Genomic DNA, 19,004 nt, shown 5'->3' with positions numbered 1-19,004 from the left:
GCTGCGGGCGCGTCCGGGGTTGTCATGGGGTGGTGTTCGGTGTGCGGGTTGCCCGGATCAGCCAGAGGGTTGCTGTCAGGCAGGCTGCGGAGATTGCGGCCAGGAGGAGGGGGACGGCTCTGATGCCGGACCACTCGATGACCTTGCCCAGGGAGGGGCCGGCTGCCACTCCGCCGACCATGGAGGCGGCGATGACGAGGGCGCCCGCTCGGGCGGCGCCCGGGGCGGCCCGGTGCAGCCAGGGCAGGCCGGTGGGGAAGATCGGCGCGATGAAGAGGCCCACGCCGGCGTAGGCGTACGGTGCCAGGTTCGGTACGGCTGCCAGGAGCAGGCAGGCGGTCATGCCGGCGCAGGAGACGGTGATGATGGCCGGGGCCGAGAAGCGCAGGGCGAGGGGGGCCACCAGGAAGCGGCCGATCGTCATCATCAGCCAGTAGACGGAGGTGGCCGTTGCGGCGATCCCCGCGCCGTAGCCGACGGTCTCCAGGTGGGTGGGTTCCCAGCCGCCTACGCCCGCCTCGATGCCGACGTGCAGGACGTAGAGGGCCACGAAGACGGTGAGGATGGAGGTCAGGCTGCGGGTGAGGGGGGTCGGGCCGGTTGCGGTGACCGTGGCGGTGGCGTCGGTGGGGCTTGCCGCCTTGTCCCTTACGCCCTTCAGGCAGAGGAGGAGGGGGAGGTTGGCCAGGGCGAAGGCCAGGAAGATCGTGGGGTAGCGGTCGGCGCCTGCCGCGCCGATCAGGGCCGGGCCGAGGATCGCGCCGATGCCGAAGTGGGCGTTGAGGATGTTCAGCATCGCGGCGGAGCGGTGGCCGAAGCCGACGGCGAAGAGTTGGTTGAGGCCGTAGTCGATGCCGCCGAAGCCGAGTCCTGCCAGGAGGGCGGCGGTGAGGGCCGTCGGCCAGTTCGGCGCCAGCGCGAAGCCTGCGGCGCCGGTGGCCATGAGGAGGTACGAGGCTGCCAGGATCCGCCTGTTGCCGATCCTGCCGTAGAGGCGGTCGAAGAGGAGTACCCCTGCTACGCCGCCTACGAAGTGGGCGCTCAGTGCCAGTCCGGCGGCGGAGGGCGACAGCCCGAAGTCCTGGCGGAGGGCCGGGATCGCGGGGCCGTAGAGGGCCTGGAGGGCGCCGATCAGGACGAAGCCGACGCAGGAGGCGACTGTGGCCGCGGGCGTGAAGACCGGGCCGGGCGCGGGGGTCGGCCGGGGCGGGTGACGCACCGTGGGCTGATCGGTCACGCGGACTCCCGGGGCGGCGGTGGCTTGGTGCGGTGTGATGTGGCTCCTACGAGCGTGGATGTTACCGGTAACATAAGTGGAGTGGTCAAGGTGTTTGTGGGGGTGGGTCGGGAAGCGAGATACCGGCCGGTGCAGACCTCTTGTATGACTCCGGCCGCAACCGTGAACGTTTCTGCTGGTCATCACGGCACTGCTTGATCACTCGTGGCGGTGAAGACCGGCGAATCAGGCAAACCCGATTACAGGCCTACCTGTTGATCCGGAGTCATCCGAAGATCAGCAGGAGGAGTTCACCTTGACCATCAGGTTTGCAGTGCGCCTTGCCACGGCTCTCGCGACGGTCGCCGCCCTGCTCTTATCCGGTTCTCCGACCGCTCATGCCGGAGCAGCAGGTTCCACGCCCGTCCAGACCTTCGAGTACAGCGTGGGCGGCATGACGATGAAGATTCCTACGGGCTGCATGTTCACGCACATCATCCGTGGCAGCGGCAAGAAGATCAGTTACCAGAACGCCGGTGTCGACTGTGCCTTCGTGGGTGCTCTCAGCAGCGGGTTCTGCAACTGGCGCATCGACTTCACCTACGCCGACACGGGCAACCGGACCTACCGCACCTCACGCGGCAGGACGCACAGCGAGTGCAAGATCGACCCGATGCGGAACAACTCTCCGCAGACACTGCCGCGTTATGGCAAGGCGTGTGCCCGGCTCTTCGTCAGCGGGGTCCAGCGCGCCAGCCAGTGTCACCACATCACGAAGTGAGTTCCTCCATGGTCGAGCAGCAGCATCAGCGAGGGCCTGGTGCGTCTCAGGAAGCGCGTCGGAGGCGGATCGGGGTCGTCGGATTTCTCTGCGGACTCCTGGCGTCGCTCGCCTTCTTCGCCTTCTTTCCCGGACTGCCGCATGTCATCGACGCGGGCGCGGTCGTCGTTTCCCTCGTGGTGGGGGTCCTGGCGCGGTGGGGTTGCCTGGTCTGGTGGGAGCGGCGGACGGGGAGGGGGTGAGGGGAAGGACGGGGGGCGGACATGCGCGGCCTTACGGCCGGTTGAGTGCGGGCCTCGGTGTCGGGGCGGGCACGGGTTGGTCGCGACATGGTGTTTTCCGGGTGTGGGGGGTGAGGGCCGGGGAGCATGCGGGGCATGGGGCGAGATCGGTACGTCGATTTTCTGCGGGCTTGGGCGATTGTGCTGGTGGTGCTCGGGCACTGGCTGATCACCGGGCTGGAGCGGCATCCCGATGGGGGGATCGGGGCGCCGGAGTTGTTGGCGACCGTGCCATGGACCCGGTGGCTGACCCTCGGTTTTCAGGTCATGCCGCTGTTCTTCCTGGCGGGCGGGTACGCGGCCGGCGGGTCCTGGGTTCGGGCGCGTGACGCCGGTGGGACCGTCGGCGGGTGGGTGGGGCAGCGGGCGTTGCGGCTGTTGCTGCCGACGGTGGCGTACAGCGGGCTGGTGCTGCTGGCCGTCGGGGTGTGCGGCGCACTCGGTGTCGACCGGGACACCCTTGCGCTGGTGGGGTGGGCGATGGCCATGCAGTTCTGGTTCCTGCCCGTCTACCTGGCGATCACCGCTCTGACTCCTGTGCTGTACGGCCTTCACCTGCGGTGGGGGCTCTACGTCCCGCTGGGGATGGGCCTGGTCGGAGGCGGTGTCGGGATGCTGGGTGTGATCGGCGACTCGTCGATGGCCGGGGCTGTCGGGTCGGTCAACTACCTGCTCGTGTGGGGTGTCGCCTACCAGCTGGGGTTCTGCTGGAGGGACGGGCTGCTGAGTCGGCGGCGGGTCCTGCCAGGCGGCATGGCGGTGGGGGGCGTGGTGGCCTTCGCGGGGCTCGTGGTACCCGGACCGTTTCCCGTCAGCCTGATTCTGGTGACGGGGCCGGAGCTCAGCAACACCGATCCGCCTTCCGCCGCCATGCTCGCGTGGGCGGTGGCTCAGGTGGGGGCGGCTCTGCTGCTCGCACCCGGTGTGCGGCGGCTGTTGGCGGGGGTCAGGGTGTGGGCCGCCGTGCGCGTGGTGGGCAGCGGCAGCATGGCTCTCTATCTGTGGCACATGCTGCCCGTCCTGGTCGTCGCCGCCGCCTTCTATCTGACCGGGCTCGCTCCCCAGCCCGGCTACGGCTCTGTCGGCTGGTGGGTCCTGCGGGTGCCCTGGCTGGTGGTGTTGGGGCTCGTCCTCGCGGGCGTCGTGTGGGCGCTACGGCCGCTGGAGCGGGGGCTCGCCTCGCTGTCCGTACGGCTGCGGCCCGACCCCGAGGTGCGATGGGCCTGGCGGATGTGGGCCGGACTCGGCCTGAGCGTCTGGGCGTTGACGTATTTCGCGGGTCACGGATTCGCGCACGGAGGGACCGTCCCGGTGTGGCCCTCGGCGGGGCTCGGGGTGGGCACCGTGCTCGTCGTCCTCAACCGCGGGGCCGGCGGGAGGGGCGAGGGTGGGGGCAGCGCGCCCACGGACCGACGGACGCTGGAAGAAGCCGCTTGAGGCCACGCCCGCCATCCCGGCCCAGCATCGAGCACCGAGCACCGAGCACCGAGCACCGAGCACCGAGCACCGAGCACCGAGGAAACCGTCGGGCCCCTCACGCCGACCGTTTCCTTGCCGCCGTCTTCTTCGCCGGCGTCTTCTTCGCCGTGCTCTTGGACGTCGCCGCCGTCTTCTTCGTCGTGCTCTTGCTCGTCGATGCCGTCTTCTTCGTCGGCTGAACGGACTTCGTCGCCTTCTTCGCCGACGCCGCCGTCTTCTTCGCCGTCGACGTGGACTTCTTGCCGCCGGTCTGTTTCGGGGCCGTGCGGGCCGTCTTGCGGTCGGGAAGCTGTCTGACCTCGGCCTCATCCTGCCCGGTCGGCTCGCCGCGGGACTCCTTCGCGGCGCGGACGCTGTTCTCCAGGGCGGCCATCAGGTCCAGGACCTTGCCGCTGGGGGCGGCGCTGGGCGCCTCGGGGGGTGTCTCGCCGGCCGCCTTCGCTGCGACGACCTCCTCGACGGCCTCGCGGTACTCGTCGTGGAGGTCCTCCAGGTCGACCTCGCCGAGGGTGTCCATCAGGGCGTCCGCGAGGTCGAGTTCCTTGTCGCGGACCGTGACGTCGGTGTCGGGGGCCACGCCCTCGGGGGCGCGGACCTCGTCGGGCCAGAGCAGGCCGTGCATGGCGATCGCCTCGCCGACCACGCGGAGCATGCCCAGGCGCTCGCGGCCGCGCAGCGCGTACTTGGTGATGGCGACCTTGTTGCTGCGCTTCAGCGCCTCCCGCAGCAGCGTGTACGGCTTGGCCGCGGGGGCGCCCCCCGCCTGGAGGTAGTACGCGGCGTCCATCTGGAGCGGGTCGATCCGGTCGGCCGGCACGAAGGCCACGATCTCGATCGTCTTCGCCGTGGGGAGCGGCAGGTGGGACAGGTCCTCGTCGGTGATCGGGATGATCGTGCCGTCGGCGTCCTCGTAGCCCTTGCCGATCTCCGACTGGCTCACCTCGCGGTCCTCCAGCTCGCACACCTTGCGGTAGCGGATGCGGCCGCCGTCCTCGGTGTGGATCTGGCGGAAGGAGATCGAGTGGTTCTCGGTGGCGTTCACCAGCTTGATCGGGATGCTGACGAGGCCGAACGAGATGGCGCCGTTCCAGATGGATCGCACGTGCAGCCACCCTCCTGACTCTGCCGAGAAAAGTTATATAGCGGACATACACGTACTAATCGTGTGATTCTCATCGTATGACGCCCATCACCGAGGTGGAGGGGCGGCGGCTCGCGCTCAGCAATCTGGAGAAGGTGCTGTATCCGGCCACCGGCTTCACGAAAGGCGAGGTGCTGCACTACTACGCGACCGTCGCCGGGGCCCTGCTGCCGCATCTGCGTGACCGGCCGCTCTCCTTCCTGCGCTACCCGGACGGACCCGGCGGACAGGTCTTCTTCGCCAAGAACGTGCCGCCGGGCACCCCCGACTGGGTCACCACCGCCGAGGTGCCGCGCGCGGAGGGGCCGGCCCGGATGGTGCTCGTGCAGGACCTGCCGAGCCTGATGTGGGCGGCGAACCTCGTCACCGAGTTCCATACGCCCCAGTGGGTGATCCAGGACCCCGAGGAGGCCGACCGGCTCGTCTTCGACCTCGATCCCGGCGCGCCCGCGACCGTCGTCGAGTGCTGCGAGGTCGCGCTCTGGCTACGGGAGCGGCTGGCGGCGGACGGGATCGAGGCGTACGCGAAGACCTCAGGCTCGAAGGGGCTGCATCTGCTGGCGGCGGTGCGCGGATCGTCCTCCGAACGGGTCACCGAGTACGCCAAGCGGCTCGCCGTGGAGGTGGAGCGGACCATGCCGAAGCTGGCCCTGCACCGGATGACCCGGAGCCTGCGGCCGGGCAAGGTGTTCGTCGACTGGAGCCAGAACGCCGCCCGCAAGACCACCGCCACGCCCTACACCCTTCGGGCCCGCCCCGAACCGACCGTGTCCGCGCCCGTCACCTGGGAGGAGGTGGAGGCGTGCGCCGCACCGGAGGAGCTGGCGTTCGGGGCGGAGACCGTCGCGGGGCGGGTACAGGAGCACGGCGATCTGCTCGCCGCACTGTGCGAGCCGGGCAGCGCCGGGCCGCTTCCCGACTGACGCCCGGCTCCACAGCCCGCTCGACGCCCCCGCGCACCGCCGGGCGGCCTCCCGGCTGACGCCCCTCCACAGCCCGTCCGGCGACAGCGGCAGCACCGGGTCACCCGCCGGGCCGACGTCCGCCCCACAGCCCTTCCGGCAACACCCGCAGCACCGGCCACCTCCCCGGCTCGACGCCCACCCCCACAGCCCCTCCGAAAACACCCCCAGTACCGGCCACCTCCCCAGCCGACGCCGACCCCCACAGCCCCTCCGGAAACACCCCCAGTACCGGCCACCTCCCCAGCCGACGCCCACCCCCACAGCCCCTCCGGAAACACCCCCAGTACCGGCCACCTCCCCAGCCGACGCCCACCCCCACAGCCCCTCCGGCGATTGAGGACGAGGCCGTTCAGGCCGAAGGGGGGTCTGGGGGCACCGCCCCCAGTCACGGTCACCGAAGCCGACCCGCACCGATCCGACCCGCACCGATCCGACCCGCACCGACCTGCACCGACCTGCACCGACCTGCACCGACGCAATCCGATCCCACCCAGCGCGACGCGATCCGGCTCAACCGCCGGAGGCCCACGTTCTCCTGTCCCGCGCCATCGCGTGCAGTGCCTCCACGTCCGCCGGCTTCAGTACGCCGCCCTGCCGGGCCAGCCCCGCCAGTTCCGTGTCCCGCAGGACCCGTACCTCGCGCGGGGTGGCGGTGAAGCGCACGTCGGCCGGGCCGACCAGGGCGAGGACCGGGCGGACCTCGGCGGTCAGCGCGTGGGAGGCGCGGTCGGCGTCGGCGCGGACGCGGCGCAGGAGGGGGTGGGGGTCGCGACGGCCCACGGTGACCGTCGGGTCGGCGACGAGGACCCGCCGCTTACGGGCGTACAGGGTGTGCACGGCGAACAGTCCGGCCGGGCCGATCGCCAGGTGGTGGACGCGGTCGCCGCCGGGCAGCGGGAGGGAGTGCAGGGTGTGCCAGCCGGCGCCGTCCAGCCGGTCCAGGATCTCGCCGGTCGTCTGCTCCGCTTCGAGGGCGCGGCGGCGCGGGTCGGGCCGCAGCCGGCGGGCGGGGCCGGGGTCGCGTTCCAGGGCGATGAGCAGGGCCTCGCCGGGGCGGTTGGGGGCGAGGTCGTCGTCGGGGTGGAGGGTGAGGCGGGCCAGCTCGGCGGGGGTGGGGACAGGGGGCGGGCCGACGGTGACGGGGCCGGTCAGGAAGGGACCGAGCGTCTCCAGGACGTCGGCTCGGCGGTCGTCCCTGAGGATGTTGACCCGGCCGGTCTCCCTGTCGTACCAGGCAATGTTCCTGCCGTCCTTCAGGCAGACGTACAGCCGCTCCTGACCGTGGCGCCAGGTCGGTACGACGCGCAGTCCGTTCATGCACCATCACCCCATGACCATGGGAACAGGCGGGTGCTCCAGGGGCAAGAAGGCGGTTACCTTCGGAGGGAGTTGGGCATGCCCCAGGGACGCGGTTGGGGAGGCGCCGTTGCGGACCCGCAGGAAGCAACCCGACGTACCGGCTCCGGACAGTCCGTGGAGCGAGATCGTGCCCGGCCTGTGGATGGGCGGGCACGAATTCCGTGGGCGGAGCGGGCAGCGGGAGTTCGCGGTGGTGCGGGGCGAGTTCGATCTCGTCCAGACCTTGCTGCGGCTGCCCGGACACGGGCCGGACCGGGGTGTCCAGCACCATGTGTGGCCGATCCCCGACGGGCCGCTGGACGGCACCCAGCTCGCCGGGGTGATGCGGCTGGCGCAGGCGGTCGGTGAGGCGCTGGACGAGGGACGTTCGGTGCTGGTCCGCTGCTGGCACGGATACAACCGCTCGGGCCTGGTCGTCGCCCACGCCCTGGTGCGCCGGGGCCACTCGCCCGACGAGGCGATCGGGCTGATACGGTCGCGGCGCTCGCCCTGGGCCCTGCACAACGAGCTGTTCGTCGAGTACCTGCGGGCGGGCCTGTCGACGGCCCGGCTGCTGGAGGAACTGGCCGAGTAATCGTTTCCCCCGCCGCTCCCCCGGCCGCCGCCCCCGACCGCCCCTGAAGCACCCTCGAACCGGCCTGACCGGGCCCTCGAGCCGGCCTGACCAACCCCCGGGCCAACCCCCGGACCGGCCCTGACCGGCGCCCGCCCGGTACGCAAAAAGGACTTCCCTACGAATAAGGTGTACGGGGCCGACCGTCACCGTGATCACAGGAGCCCCGTGCCGCACCCCCGCCCGACCCGTACCGCCCTCGCGCTGGCCGCCGTCGCCCTGCTGGCGTCGGCGACCGCGGCCTGCGGCGACGCCGGCGGGCTGAAGGGTGCCGGGGCGACCCCGACCGCGGTGAGCCCGGAGAAACTGTGGCCGGACCTGCCCGCGGCGTCGAGTCCGGCGTTCGACATCGACGAGGTGAACATCCAGGTCGTCAAGGGTGTCGCCGTTCCCGGCGACGACATTCACCGGGTGGACCCGGTCGAGGTCGTACGCCGGGAGATCGCCGCGCATCCGGACGACTACGACGGTTCCGAGGCGCCGTACCGCGAGACGTCCCGCCGGATGGCCGACTGTGACGAGAGCGGCGCCGCACGGAAAGCGTGCCCAGTCCTGCGGTCGTACTACCGCGATCTGACCGGTGACGGGCGGGACGAGCTGACCCTGGGCTTCCGGCAGCTGCCCGGCGATCTGACGGCCGTCCGCGTCTACACGGTGCAGAAGCACCGGCTGGTGCAGGTCATGGGGTGGGAGGACGCCGTGAGTGCGGTCGAGCTGGCCGGGCGGTCGGTGATCATCCGCTCGCCCTCCGAGGTCGCCGGGTACGAGTACCGCCTCCAGTGGACCTGGGACGGGGACCAGAAGGCGATGCTGCTCACCCACGACGAGATGGTGCGGACCGGGGGGCGGATCCACCCGCCCCGGCCCACGTCCACCGCCTCGCCCACGCCGACTCCTTCCTCCTCCGCGAGCGGCCGATGAGGCTCGCGCGCCCTCGGTGGTCCGGCACGCTCGCCGTGAAGGCCGCCGTCTTCATCGCGGTGATGTGCTGCGCGCTCGCCGCGCTGCTCGGCGTCCTCGTGCACGTCTCGGTCACGCGCCAGACCGTCGGCGAGGCCCGCGATCTCGCGCTGTCCCGGCTGGAGGACGCGACGACCGCGTTCGAGGCGGGGGACACGCTCGGCTTCGGCGCGAGCGTGGACCCGCCGGGGCTGCCCGCCGCGCTGCGGACGCTCGCGGTGGCCGGGGAGCGCGGCACGATGGTCGCCGAGCACCGGGGGCGGCCGACGATGTGGGCGGCCGGTCCCGCCGACGGCGAGAGGGCCCTGGCGGTGGCCGTCGACTACCAGCAGAGCGCCCGCACCATCGAGGCCCTGGACAACGCGATCCTGTGGTCGTCGGTCCTGGCGATCGGGGCGACCCTGCTGGTCGGGGCGTTCGCGGTGACCCGGGTGACCCGGCGGCTGCACGCCACCGCACGGGTGGCCCGGCGGATCAGCGCGGGCGATCTGGACGCACGCGTGGACGATCCGCGGACCAAGGATCCGAGCCGTCCGCAGGACGAGGTGGCCGCGGTCGCCGTCGCGCTGGACTCGATGGCGTCCTCGCTCCAGGGCAAGCTGCTGAGCGAGCAGCGCTTCACCGCCGACGTGGCGCACGAACTGCGCACCCCGCTGACCGGGCTGCACGCGGCGGCCGAGCTGTTGCCGCCGGGCCGGCCGACGGAGCTGGTGCGCGACCGGGTGGCCGCCCTGCGCACGCTCACCGAGGACCTGCTGGAGATCTCCCGCCTCGACACCGGCCGCGAGCGGCTGGAGCTGGACACCGAGGGCCTGGAGACGGTGGCCCGCCGGGTGGTGCGGGGGGCGGCGGCCCCGTCGGGTGCCGCCACGGGTGCCGGAGTCGGAGTCGGTGCCGCCACGGGTACCGGAGTAGGTGCCGGAGTCGGTGCCGCCACGGGTACCGGAGTAGGTGCCGGAGTCGGCGCCCACACCGAGGTCAAGGTCGTACGGGACGCCCGTGTCGAGACCGATCGGCGGCGGCTCGAGCGGGTGCTCGGGAATCTCGTCGCCAACGCGCATCTGCACGGGCGGGCGCCGGTGGTGCTGACGGTGAACGGGCCGGTGGTGACCGTGCGGGACCACGGGGACGGCTATCCGGAGTACCTGATGGCGCACGGGCCGCAGCGGTTCCGTACCGAGGGGGGCGCGAAGGGGCACGGCCTCGGGCTGACGATCGCGGCCGGTCAGGCGGAGGTGCTGGGCGCCCGTCTGACGTTCACCAACGCGCCGGACGGCGGCGCGGTGGCCACGCTGACGCTCCCTCACACACCGCCGGCCGGGATGGCTCCCCCCGACGGGACCACGCCTTCCGCCGGGGACGGTCTCCCCGATGGCGCAGCGTGACGGGCGACCGACCGCGAGCCCTCCTAATGTGGCGGTAAGCCGGTTCGGCCCCCTTCTCGGAGGTCTCCCATGCCCCTGTGCTCCGCCCTCACCCGGTTCGCCATAGCCGGCGCCGCCGGCACCCTCGCCGCCGCGGCCGCCGTCACCCCCGCCACCGCGAGCGAGAGCGGCCGGGGCGGCACCGACCACCAGGCCCCGCGCCTGTACAAGGGCGTCGTCATGGCAAGCCAACTGCTGCTGCGCAGCGCACCGAACCGCGACAGCAAGGTGGTCCGCGTCGCCTTCCGCGACGACGTCGTCACCGTCCACTGCCGGACCACCGGCCAGCAGATCGACGGCAACGCGCAGTGGCACCTCCTCACGGACGGCGCGTGGGCCTACGGCTCGGCGCGCTACATCCGCGACCTCGGCCCCACGCCACGCCGCTGCTGACACCGAAGATCCACCAAGGCTCACAAGGAGCCCCATTTGGGTAAGTTCCGGACATGACGCAAGCCGGAGCCGAAGTCATCGCACCGACGGCGGACGCGCCGGCCCCCGTGGCGCGCCTGCCCAGGCGCCGTGGCGTCGAGCTCTCCCTGATCGTCCTGGCCGTCCTGCTGTCCGTGTTCGGCTACTGCGCCGTCGGGCTCGCCAGGAACGGCAGCGTCCCGCCCGGCGCCGCCGGTTACGGTGCCGGGCTCGGCGTGCTCGCGCTGCTGGCGCATCTGACGGTCCGGCTGCGCGCGCCGTACGCCGATCCGCTGCTGCTGCCCATCGGGGTGCTGCTCAACGGGATCGGGCTGGTGCTGATCTACCGGCTGGACCTGGAGACCCCCGGCGACCGGGCGGCGCCCACGCAACTGGTGTGGTCGACGCTGGGCGTGGCCATGTTCGTCTTCGTGGTGGCCGCGCTGCGCGACCACCGGGTGCTCCAGCGGTACGCGTACGTGAGCGTGGCCGCCGCGCTGGTCCTGCTGACGCTGCCGATCTTCTTCCCGGCGGTCAACGGCGCCCGGATCTGGATCCGGGTCGCCGGATTCTCCATCCAGCCGGGCGAGTTCGCGAAGGTGCTGCTCGCGGTGTTCTTCGCGGCGTACCTCGCGGCCAACCGGACCGCTCTCGCCCATGCGGGCCGCCGCATCTGGTTCATGCAGCTGCCGACCGGCCGGGTCCTCGGGCCGGTCGTCGCGATCTGGCTGCTGAGCGTCGGCGTCCTGGTCCTGGAACGCGACCTCGGCACCTCGCTGCTCTTCTTCGGCCTCTTCGTGGTGATGCTGTACGTGGCGACCGGCCGCATCGGCTGGACCGCGGTCGGGCTGCTGCTGGCCTCGCTGGGCGCGGTCGCCGTCGGCCGGCTGGAGCCGCACGTCCACAGCCGGGTCGAGGCCTGGCTGCACCCGTTCGCGTCGATCGACGCGGGCGAGGGGCCCAACCAGCTCGCGCAGTCCCTGTTCTCCTTCGCGGCCGGCGGCACCTTCGGCACCGGTCTCGGGCTGGGCCACTCCGTCCTGATCGGCTTCGCCGTCAAGTCCGACTTCATCCTGGCGACGGCCGGCGAGGAACTCGGCCTGGCGGGACTGTCCGCGCTGTTCCTGCTGTACGGGCTTCTGGTCGAGCGCGGCTACCGGGCCGGGCTGGCCCTGCGCGACCCCTTCGGCCGGCTGCTGGCGGTCGGGCTCGCCTCCATCTGGGCGCTCCAGGTGTTCGTGATCGCCGGCGGGGTGACCGGCCTGATCCCGCTGACGGGCATGGCGATGCCGTTCCTGGCGCAGGGCGGCTCGTCGGTCGTCACCAACTGGGCGATCGTGGCGCTGCTGATCCGGATCAGCAATTCGGCCCGACGCCAGTACGACGGGAAGGCGGCGCCGTGAACGACCCCGAGGAGACGGACGCGGGGCGCGAGGACTGCCGGTGCGGCGGAGTTCCCCGGCACGGCAGGGAGTCGCGGCGCGGCGAGCCGTGCGGGCCCGGCACGGAGCCCCGCCCCGGCCCGAGGCCTCGCGCGGCCCGGAGCCCCCACGCAGCAGCCACATGTCCCCGCCCAGCGAGCAGTCCCGACGCGGACGAACGCCCCGGCTCCGCGGGGACTCCCGCACCGGCCGCACCGGCGCGCGAGCCGGCCGACCCCCGCGACCCGAGGTGACGACCCTGTGATGACCCGGCACATCCGCCAAGCCGCCGTCTTCTGCGCCCTGCTCCTGGTGGCCCTGCTCGTCAACGCCGCCCGCGTCCAGGTCGTCCGGTCCGAGGCCTACGACGACAACCCGGCCAACCGGCGCGCCGCCATCGCCCGCTACGGCCAGCCCCGCGGGGACATCCTGGTCGAGGACGTGCCGGTCACCGGCTCCCGGGACACCAGGGAGCAGCTGCGCTACGAACGGACGTACCTCAACGGCCCGTTGTACGCGCCGGTGACCGGTTTCGCCTCGCAGGTGTACGGGACGACGCTCCTGGAGCACACGCACGACGGCGTCCTCTCGGGCACGGATCCCCGTCTGTCGCCGCTGCCGCTGTGGAACGACGTCACCCAGTCCCTGCCCGCCGGCGGGAACGTGGTGACGACCCTGAATCCGCGGGCCCAGCGGGCGGCGTACGAGGGGCTGGCCGGCCGCAAGGGCGCGGTGGCGGCGGTGGAGCCGTCGACGGGACGGATCCTGGCGCTGGTGTCGGCACCGTCGTACGACCCCGCCGCGCTGTCGGGGAACGGGCCGGGGGTCGGGCGGGAGTGGGCGCGGCTGAACTCGGATCCGGACCGGCCGATGCTGAACCGGGCGGTGCGGCAGACGTATCCGCCGGGGTCGACGTTCAAGGTGGTCACCGCGGCGGCGGCGCTGGACGCGGGCGTCGTCAGGGATCTGGACGCGCCGACCGGCTCGCCCGCGCCGTACCGGCTGCCCGGCACGACGACGCTTCTGACGAACGGGGGCGAGGGTTGTGAGGACGCTCCGCTGCGGGAGGCGTTCGTGTGGTCGTGCAACACGGTGTTCGCGAAGCTCGGCGTCGATGTGGGACTCACCGACATGGTGGGCACGGCGGAGGCGTTCGGGTTCAACGCGACGGACGTACGGATCCCGTTCGCCGTCGCGCAGAGCACCTTCGACACCTCGCTGGACCGGGCGCAGCTGGCCCTCTCCTCGATCGGGCAGTACAACACGCGGGCCACGCCGCTCCAGATGGCGATGGTCTCGGCGGCCGTCGCCAACGGCGGGCAGTTGCGCACGCCGTACCTGGTGGAGCGGACGACGCGGAGCGGCGGGGCGACCGTCGCCTCGGCCGGTGCGCGTACGGTGCGGCAGGTCGTACGGCCGTCGACCGCGCGGCGGCTGCGGGAGCTGATGGCGGACGTGGTGCGCGAGGGGACCGGCAGGAACGCCGCGATCCCGGGCGCGACCGTCGGCGGCAAGACGGGCACCGCCCAGCACGGCATCGGCAACGCCGGGACGCCGTACGCCTGGTTCGTCTCCTGGGCGCAGGGCGACCGGGACATGGAGCCGAAGGTGGCGGTCGCGGTGGTGGTGGAGGACTCGGCGGCGAAACGGCGGGACATCACCGGGGGCGGGCTGGCGGCGCCGATCGCGCGGTCGGTGATGCAGGCGGTGCTCAGCCCGTGAGACGGGGGCTTCCCGGACCGGACAGGTGCGTCCTACCGTGCGCCCATGACTGACGCAGCCGCCGCACCGCCCGCCTTCGAACTCGCCCAGGTCAATCTCGCCCGCCTCAAGTTCCCGTTGGACTCACCGGAGTTGAAGGACTTCGTGGACGCCCTCGATCCCGTCAACGCCGACGCGGAGGCCGCGGACGGCTATGTGTGGCGGCTCCAGTCCGAGGAGGGCAACGCCACCGACGTCCCGGTCTTCGGCGACGAGTGGCTGATCATCAACCTGACGATGTGGCGGGACGCGAACGCCCTGACCGCGTACATGTACCAGGGCCGGCACCGCGAGATGCTCGCCCGCCGGCGGGAGTGGTTCGACCGGGTCCAGGAGGCGATGACGGCCCTGTGGTGGGTTCCTGCGGGCCACCGCCCGACGGTCGCGGAGGCCGAGGCCCGGCTGCTGCACCTGCGCGCGCACGGCCCGACGCCGTACGCCTTCACCCTGCGGACATCCTTCCCCGCGCAGGGCGCGGAGCCGGTCGCCTTCGAGGTGCCCGATGATCTGGGGTGCTCGGTCTAGAGCGCTACGGCAGCTCCAGCCGGAACGGGCCGGGTGGGGCGGGGCGCCGGTGGCCGCAGTCGATCTCGTTGCCCTCGGCGTCCCCGACGTAGGCCGGGAGGCTCTCCGCGTGCACGGTGATCGTGCCCGGCCCGTGGTCGACCTGGAAGGTCTCGTCGGCCCGGCCGAGCGTCCAGATCACGAAGGTCTCGCCGGGCCGCAGCCAGTGGTCGCTGCCGTACGGCTCGAGGGTCAGCTCCAGCGGTTCCCCGCCGGTGTTGGGCACACGCAGCACCGGCACCGGCGTCCCGTCGGCCGTCACCGGCGCCCCGCTCCCCCGGGCAGGGCCTCCCGCCGCCGGAGCCACCGCTCCGGTACGGCGTCGACGCCGGTGCGGGCGGCCACGATGCCGCCGGTGATCGCACAGGTCGTGTCCACGTCACCAAAGCCCTCGGCCGTGGCCCACAGGGCGGAGACGAGATCGTCGGGATGGCGGGCGGCGGTCCAGACGGCGAAGGGGACGGTGTCGTCGGCGCGGATGCGCTGACCGTTGCCGAGGAGGTCCGCGGCCCGCCACGGCTCGGTGGCGAAGTGCAGGGCGGCGGCGCGGGTGAGTCCGTCGCGGGTGGCGCTGTCCGGGGTGAGTGCCGCCACCTCGGCGATGCTCAGTCGGCCCGGGCCGACAGGGCCGCCGCCACCGCCACGGCGACCGCGCCCGCGATGCCCTCGAGGTGGGCATGGGTGACCTCGGCCGAGCGGGTGGCCTGCTCGACGACCTGTGCGAGGTCGGCGTGGAACCAGGCGCCCAGGGGTGCCACCCGCATCGCCGCGCCGTTGCCGAGGCTGCCCTCGCCGTCGAAGAGGTCGCGGACGAACTCGGGCCAGCGGTCGGGCTCCTGAAGCACGCGGGGCAGCAGCTCGTGCATCCCGTAGCCGTACCCGCGGGCCGGGTCGGCGTCGTAGCCGAGGGCGAAGGCGAGGGCCAGCTCGCGCTGCCGGACCTCGCCGTACCGGTCGAGCACCCGGAGCAGGCCGAGGGCCATCGCGGTGTCGTCGGTCCAGTGCCAGTCGGGCTCCTCGGGCATCCGGCGGGCGCGGACCTCGACGTAGGCCTGTCGCCGGTCCCTGAACAGCGGGAACCAGCGCTCGCCGAAGGCGTCCCCGAGTGCCAGGCCCTCCAGACTGCGGCGCGCGGCGGCGCTGCCCGGGTCGGTGTCCGGCTCGGTGTGCGGTGCGGTGTCCACGTGGTTGCCCCCTGCGGTTCACGACCCGGCGAGTGTCCCACGCGGGTGCGGGGCGCAGGCGGGGCCAACAAGTCCCGCACGAGGGATTGACGAGCTTGCTGACAAGCAGTCTCATAAGAGGCACTGGACGAGTGAACCGCCGGTAACACCCGCACGACCCCGTACACGCCCCCGTACGACGAGGTGGATCAGTCATGACGACCCTGACGGAAGCCGACGCGCTGGACGGCCTGCGCGACGCGCTCGGGCTGCTCAAGGACCGGGAGCAGGTGGCCGAGCGGCTGCTCGCCTCTTCCGCCAAGCACTCCTTCGACCCGGACGAGGAACTCGACTGGGACGCGCCCTTCGAGGAGGGCAAGTGGTTCTGGCCGCCGGAGCTGGTGTCGCTGTACGACACCCCGCTGTGGAAGAAGATGGGCGAGGACCAGCGGATCCTGCTGTCCCAGCACGAGGCCGCCGCGCTCGCCTCGCTCGGCATCTGGTTCGAGATCATCCTGATGCAGCTCCTGTGCCGGCACATCTACGACAAGGCGGCGACGAGCGCGCACGTGCGGTACGCGCTCACCGAGATCGAGGACGAGTGCCGGCACTCGAAGATGTTCGCCCGGCTGATCGCGCAGGGCGGCACCCCCTGGTACCCGGTGAGCCGCGCGCACCAGCACCTCGGCCGTCTGTTCAAGACGATCTCCACCACGCCCGGTTCCTTCACGGCCACGCTCCTCGGCGAGGAGGTCCTCGACTGGATGCAGCGGCTGACGTTCCCCGACGAGCGGGTCCAGACCCTGATCCGGGGCGTCACCCGCATCCACGTGGTGGAGGAGGCCCGGCACGTGCGGTACGCCCGCGAGGAGCTGCGCCGGCAGATGGTGACCGCGCCGAAGTGGTCGCAGGAGTTCACGCGGGTGACCTCCGGCGAGTTCGCCCGGGTGTTCTCGGTGGCCTTCGTGAACCCGGACGTCTACACCAACGTCGGCCTGGACAAGCGGGAGGCGCTCGCCCAGGTCAAGGCCAGCGGCCACCGCCGCGAGGTCATGCAGACCGGCTCGAAGCGCCTGACGGACTTCCTCGACGACATCGGCGTGCTGCGCGGGGTGGGCCGGCGGCTGTGGAAGTCTTCCGGCCTGCTGGCGTAGGCGGGGTGCGGGGGCGGGCGATTACGCTGCACGTCATGAGCCCCGCCGCCCCCGCCTACCGTCGCCTCAGTGTCGAGGAGCGCCGCAGCCAGCTGCTGGAGGCCGCCCTGTCGCTGTTCGCGCACCGCGTCCCCGAGGACGTCTCGCTGGACGACGTGGCCGAGGCCGCCGGGGTCTCCCGGCCTCTCGTGTACCGGTACTTCCCCGGCGGCAAGCAGCAGCTGTACGAGGCCGCGCTGCGCACCGCCGCCGACGAACTCCGGCTCTGCTTCGACGAGCCCCACGAGGGCCCAGCACTCCCCCGGCTGGCCCGCGCCCTGGACCGCTACCTCACCTTCGTCGGCCGGCACGACGCCGGCTTCAGCGCCCTCCTCCAGGGCGGCAGCGTCGTGGAGACCTCGCGTACGACGGCCATCGTGGACGGCGTACGGCGGGCCGCGGCCGAGCACATCTACAGCCATCTGGACGTGACCGAGCCCGGACCCCGGCTGCGGATGACCGTCCGGATGTGGATCACCGCGGTCGAGGCGGCCTCGCTGATCTGGCTCGACGAGGACAAGCAGCCGCCCGCCGACGAGCTGCGGGACTGGCTGGTGGACCAGTTCCTCGCCGTCCTCTCGGTGACCGCGGCACGGGACGCCCAGACGGCCGAGCTGGTCCGTGGTGCGCTCGCGGCGGAGACCTGATCGACACTGGTGGCGTGAAGAGCGAAGACACCCCCTTCGAGGGCGGCCCGATGGACGGCCGTGTCCTCCCCGTGCTGCTGGGCCCGACCGGCCACCCGCCGAAGACGTACCGCATCCCGGTGCCGGACGCGGCCGGCGGCCCGCCGTCCGTCCTGGTCTACCGCCGCGTCCCGCGCGGGCACGGCGGGAAGCTCGGCCTGCAACGGGGCTGGAAGTACGAGTACGACCCCGAGGGCAAGAAGGACGGCCGGCTGAAGTGGCCGTGGTCGAAGCCGGCCGCCGGGCCCGGCGGCACGCCGGAGGGCAAGCGGGACGACGCCGACGGGTGACGCCGTTGGGCCGAACCGCTCACACCCGGCGCGCGGAGTCCGCCCGCACACCTGATGCTCGCCGTGCGGGGCGGAGGGGCCGCCCCGCGCCGGAGGTGATGACGTGTCAGGAAGGCTGCTGGGCTTGCTGGGTATGGTCTGCACGACGACGCTGGCCGCGCAGGTCCTGCTGATCCCCGGGGTCGCCGCGGCCGTACCGGAACCGCCGGCGCCCGGCGAGCGGTCGGTCGCCGAGCTGCTGACGGATCTTCAGAAGCTGTACCGGGAGGCCGAACAGGCCACCGAGACCTACAACGCCACCGAGGAGAAACTCAAGGAACGCCGGGCCGAGGCCGAACGCCTGACCGCTGCCCTGGCCAGGACCCGCCTGTCCCTCGAGGAGAGCCGGGGCGCGGCCGGCCGGCTGGCCCGCCAGCAGTACCAGACCAGCACCGACATCTCCCCCTACGTACGGCTGCTGCTCGCCCGCGACCCGCAGCACGCCCTCGGCCAGGGCCATGTGATCGGCCGGCTGGCGCGGGAGCGCGTGGAGACGGTGGGGCGGCTGGAGGGCAGCGAACGCAAGGCCGACGGCCTGGCCCGCCGCGCCCGCGCCGCCCTCGACGAGCAACTCACCCTCACCGAACGCAGGAAGAAGGAACGCGACGCCGTACGCCGCCGGCTGGACGACGTGGAGGAACTCCTCGCCTCCCTCACCGCCGACCAGCTCACGGCCCTCGCCCGCCTCGAACGCGACGGCGTCGCCGAGGCCCAGAAGAAGATCATGACCTCGGGCGCGCTGAGCGACGACCGCAACCCGTCGACGGAGGGCGACCGCGCGGTGCGCTACGCCGTACGCCAGCTCGGAAAACCGTACGAGTGGGGCGCAGAGGGCCCGAAGTCCTACGACTGCTCGGGCCTGACCTCCGAGGCCTGGCGAGCCGCCGGCTCCCCCATCCCCCGCACCAGCCAGGAACAGTGGGCCGAACTGAAACACATCCCCCTGGCCGAACTGCGCCCCGGCGACCTGGTCGTCTACTTCCCCGAGGCCACCCACGTGGCGATCTACCTGGGCGAGGGGAAGGTGGTCCAGGCGCCGAGAGCCGGCGAGGAGATCAAGGTCTCCCCGATCGCCGCCAACCCGATCCTCGGAGCCGTACGCCCGGACGCGTCACCGCCGGCGAAGCTCTAGGCTCCGGCGACCGATCCCAGATACGCCTCAGTCTTCTCCGGCTCGGAGAAGTACGCCCACGGCCCTGCAAGCCGGTCACCTGCAAGTTCTTCTCAACAGGGGTACTCACTGCGGGCCGTGGGCCG

General features: G+C 72.3%; 18 protein-coding genes and 1 pseudogene. 14 read left to right on the top strand and 5 right to left on the bottom strand.

The genetic code is table 11. The features are described from left to right. Window positions 1-22 precede the first annotated feature (22 nt). Window positions 23-1,237 carry an MFS transporter gene (locus tag ACFWJX_RS05900; RefSeq protein ID WP_383237464.1) on the bottom strand — a complete coding sequence of 405 codons (1,215 nt, stop codon included), beginning with the start codon at window positions 1,235-1,237 and terminating at the stop codon, window positions 23-25. A 295-nt stretch (window positions 1,238-1,532) separates the two neighbouring features. On the opposite strand from ACFWJX_RS05900, the gene ACFWJX_RS05895 reads away from it, so the two are divergent. Next, window positions 1,533-1,997 carry a hypothetical protein gene (locus ACFWJX_RS05895; protein ID WP_383237461.1) on the top strand — a complete coding sequence of 155 codons (465 nt, stop codon included), beginning with the start codon at window positions 1,533-1,535 and terminating at the stop codon, window positions 1,995-1,997. Window positions 1,998-2,374: 377 nt separating this feature from the next. Beyond that, complete coding sequence (locus ACFWJX_RS05890; protein WP_383237458.1) at window positions 2,375-3,715, top strand: acyltransferase; 1,341 nt, start codon at window positions 2,375-2,377, stop codon at window positions 3,713-3,715. Between the two features lie 97 nt (window positions 3,716-3,812). Here ACFWJX_RS05890 and ACFWJX_RS05885 read toward each other — a convergent pair whose 3' ends face one another. Continuing rightward, window positions 3,813-4,859 carry a Ku protein gene (locus ACFWJX_RS05885; RefSeq protein ID WP_383237455.1) on the bottom strand — a complete coding sequence of 349 codons (1,047 nt, stop codon included), beginning with the start codon at window positions 4,857-4,859 and terminating at the stop codon, window positions 3,813-3,815. 77 nt (window positions 4,860-4,936) lie between these two features. Here ACFWJX_RS05885 and ligD point away from each other — a divergent pair, with 77 nt between their 5' ends. Further along, window positions 4,937-5,821 (top strand): non-homologous end-joining DNA ligase, encoded by an 885-nt coding sequence (ligD, locus tag ACFWJX_RS05880; RefSeq protein ID WP_383237452.1) that lies wholly within the window; start codon window positions 4,937-4,939, stop codon window positions 5,819-5,821. A 552-nt stretch (window positions 5,822-6,373) separates the two neighbouring features. Here ligD and ACFWJX_RS05875 read toward each other — a convergent pair. Then, window positions 6,374-7,180, bottom strand: a complete 807-nt coding sequence (locus ACFWJX_RS05875; protein WP_383237449.1) for a nuclease-related domain-containing protein — start codon at window positions 7,178-7,180, stop codon at window positions 6,374-6,376. 109 nt (window positions 7,181-7,289) lie between these two features. Here ACFWJX_RS05875 and ACFWJX_RS05870 point away from each other — a divergent pair, with 109 nt between their 5' ends. From ACFWJX_RS05870 to ACFWJX_RS05840, 7 genes are all read left to right on the top strand, one after another. Next, complete coding sequence (locus tag ACFWJX_RS05870) at window positions 7,290-7,796, top strand: dual specificity protein phosphatase family protein (protein ID WP_383237447.1); 507 nt, start codon at window positions 7,290-7,292, stop codon at window positions 7,794-7,796. Between the two features lie 207 nt (window positions 7,797-8,003). Continuing rightward, complete coding sequence (locus ACFWJX_RS05865) at window positions 8,004-8,756, top strand: hypothetical protein (RefSeq protein WP_383237444.1); 753 nt, start codon at window positions 8,004-8,006, stop codon at window positions 8,754-8,756. Next, on the top strand, window positions 8,753-10,180 hold the full coding sequence (locus tag ACFWJX_RS05860; protein WP_383237441.1) for an ATP-binding protein: 1,428 nt from the start codon (window positions 8,753-8,755) through the stop codon (window positions 10,178-10,180). Before ACFWJX_RS05865 ends, ACFWJX_RS05860 begins: the two co-directional genes overlap by 4 nt. Before the next feature lie 69 nt (window positions 10,181-10,249). Beyond that, on the top strand, window positions 10,250-10,612 hold the full coding sequence (locus tag ACFWJX_RS05855) for an SH3 domain-containing protein (protein WP_383237438.1): 363 nt from the start codon (window positions 10,250-10,252) through the stop codon (window positions 10,610-10,612). A 53-nt stretch (window positions 10,613-10,665) separates the two neighbouring features. Then, the gene (locus ACFWJX_RS05850) at window positions 10,666-12,033 is read left to right on the top strand and encodes an FtsW/RodA/SpoVE family cell cycle protein (RefSeq protein ID WP_383237435.1); all 1,368 of its coding nucleotides are present in this window, start codon (window positions 10,666-10,668) and stop codon (window positions 12,031-12,033) included. A 282-nt stretch (window positions 12,034-12,315) separates the two neighbouring features. Then, window positions 12,316-13,773, top strand: coding sequence for a peptidoglycan D,D-transpeptidase FtsI family protein (locus ACFWJX_RS05845; RefSeq protein WP_383237431.1), 1,458 nt, complete (start codon window positions 12,316-12,318; stop codon window positions 13,771-13,773). A gap of 45 nt (window positions 13,774-13,818) precedes the next feature. Beyond that, window positions 13,819-14,337, top strand: a complete 519-nt coding sequence (locus tag ACFWJX_RS05840; RefSeq protein WP_383237428.1) for a DUF3291 domain-containing protein — start codon at window positions 13,819-13,821, stop codon at window positions 14,335-14,337. 4 nt (window positions 14,338-14,341) lie between these two features. Here ACFWJX_RS05840 and ACFWJX_RS05835 read toward each other — a convergent pair whose 3' ends face one another. Both ACFWJX_RS05835 and ACFWJX_RS05830 read right to left on the bottom strand, forming a co-directional pair. Further along, complete coding sequence (locus tag ACFWJX_RS05835) at window positions 14,342-14,638, bottom strand: hypothetical protein (protein WP_383237425.1); 297 nt, start codon at window positions 14,636-14,638, stop codon at window positions 14,342-14,344. Then, window positions 14,635-15,560, bottom strand: a pseudogene (locus tag ACFWJX_RS05830) (ADP-ribosylglycohydrolase family protein). Before ACFWJX_RS05830 ends, ACFWJX_RS05835 begins: the two are co-directional and overlap by 4 nt. A gap of 194 nt (window positions 15,561-15,754) precedes the next feature. On the opposite strand from ACFWJX_RS05830, the gene ACFWJX_RS05825 reads away from it, so the two are divergent. From ACFWJX_RS05825 to ACFWJX_RS05810, 4 genes are all read left to right on the top strand, one after another. After that, window positions 15,755-16,693, top strand: a complete 939-nt coding sequence (locus tag ACFWJX_RS05825; protein WP_383237422.1) for a diiron oxygenase — start codon at window positions 15,755-15,757, stop codon at window positions 16,691-16,693. A 35-nt stretch (window positions 16,694-16,728) separates the two neighbouring features. Continuing rightward, window positions 16,729-17,379, top strand: coding sequence for a TetR/AcrR family transcriptional regulator (locus ACFWJX_RS05820; RefSeq protein WP_383237420.1), 651 nt, complete (start codon window positions 16,729-16,731; stop codon window positions 17,377-17,379). A gap of 14 nt (window positions 17,380-17,393) precedes the next feature. Further along, on the top strand, window positions 17,394-17,708 hold the full coding sequence (locus tag ACFWJX_RS05815) for a hypothetical protein (RefSeq protein ID WP_383237417.1): 315 nt from the start codon (window positions 17,394-17,396) through the stop codon (window positions 17,706-17,708). Between the two features lie 103 nt (window positions 17,709-17,811). Then, a complete protein-coding gene (locus ACFWJX_RS05810; protein ID WP_383237414.1) occupies window positions 17,812-18,879 on the top strand; it encodes an NlpC/P60 family protein in 1,068 nt (355 codons plus the stop codon). The last annotated feature ends 125 nt before the right edge of the window (window positions 18,880-19,004 follow it).

Origin of the sequence: Streptomyces sp. NPDC058335, assembly GCF_042723915.1 — a bacterium.
In the GTDB taxonomy this organism is placed as follows: domain Bacteria; phylum Actinomycetota; class Actinomycetes; order Streptomycetales; family Streptomycetaceae; genus Streptomyces.
This window is presented reverse-complemented; position numbering and strand designations above follow the sequence as displayed.

Bases quoted from the DNA above. Each gene is read 5' to 3' on its own strand.
- ACFWJX_RS05890 (WP_383237458.1), top strand. From the start codon at position 2,375: ATGGGGCGAGATCGGTACGTCGATTTTCTGCGGGCTTGGGCGATTGTG.
- ligD (WP_383237452.1), top strand. From the start codon at position 4,937: ATGACGCCCATCACCGAGGTGGAGGGGCGGCGGCTCGCGCTCAGCAAT.
- ACFWJX_RS05875 (WP_383237449.1), bottom strand. From the start codon at position 7,180: ATGAACGGACTGCGCGTCGTACCGACCTGGCGCCACGGTCAGGAGCGG.
- ACFWJX_RS05860 (WP_383237441.1), top strand. From the start codon at position 8,753: ATGAGGCTCGCGCGCCCTCGGTGGTCCGGCACGCTCGCCGTGAAGGCC.
- ACFWJX_RS05855 (WP_383237438.1), top strand. From the start codon at position 10,250: ATGCCCCTGTGCTCCGCCCTCACCCGGTTCGCCATAGCCGGCGCCGCC.
- ACFWJX_RS05850 (WP_383237435.1), top strand. From the start codon at position 10,666: ATGACGCAAGCCGGAGCCGAAGTCATCGCACCGACGGCGGACGCGCCG.
- ACFWJX_RS05845 (WP_383237431.1), top strand. From the start codon at position 12,316: ATGACCCGGCACATCCGCCAAGCCGCCGTCTTCTGCGCCCTGCTCCTG.
- ACFWJX_RS05840 (WP_383237428.1), top strand. From the start codon at position 13,819: ATGACTGACGCAGCCGCCGCACCGCCCGCCTTCGAACTCGCCCAGGTC.
- ACFWJX_RS05825 (WP_383237422.1), top strand. From the start codon at position 15,755: ATGACGACCCTGACGGAAGCCGACGCGCTGGACGGCCTGCGCGACGCG.
- ACFWJX_RS05820 (WP_383237420.1), top strand. From the start codon at position 16,729: ATGAGCCCCGCCGCCCCCGCCTACCGTCGCCTCAGTGTCGAGGAGCGC.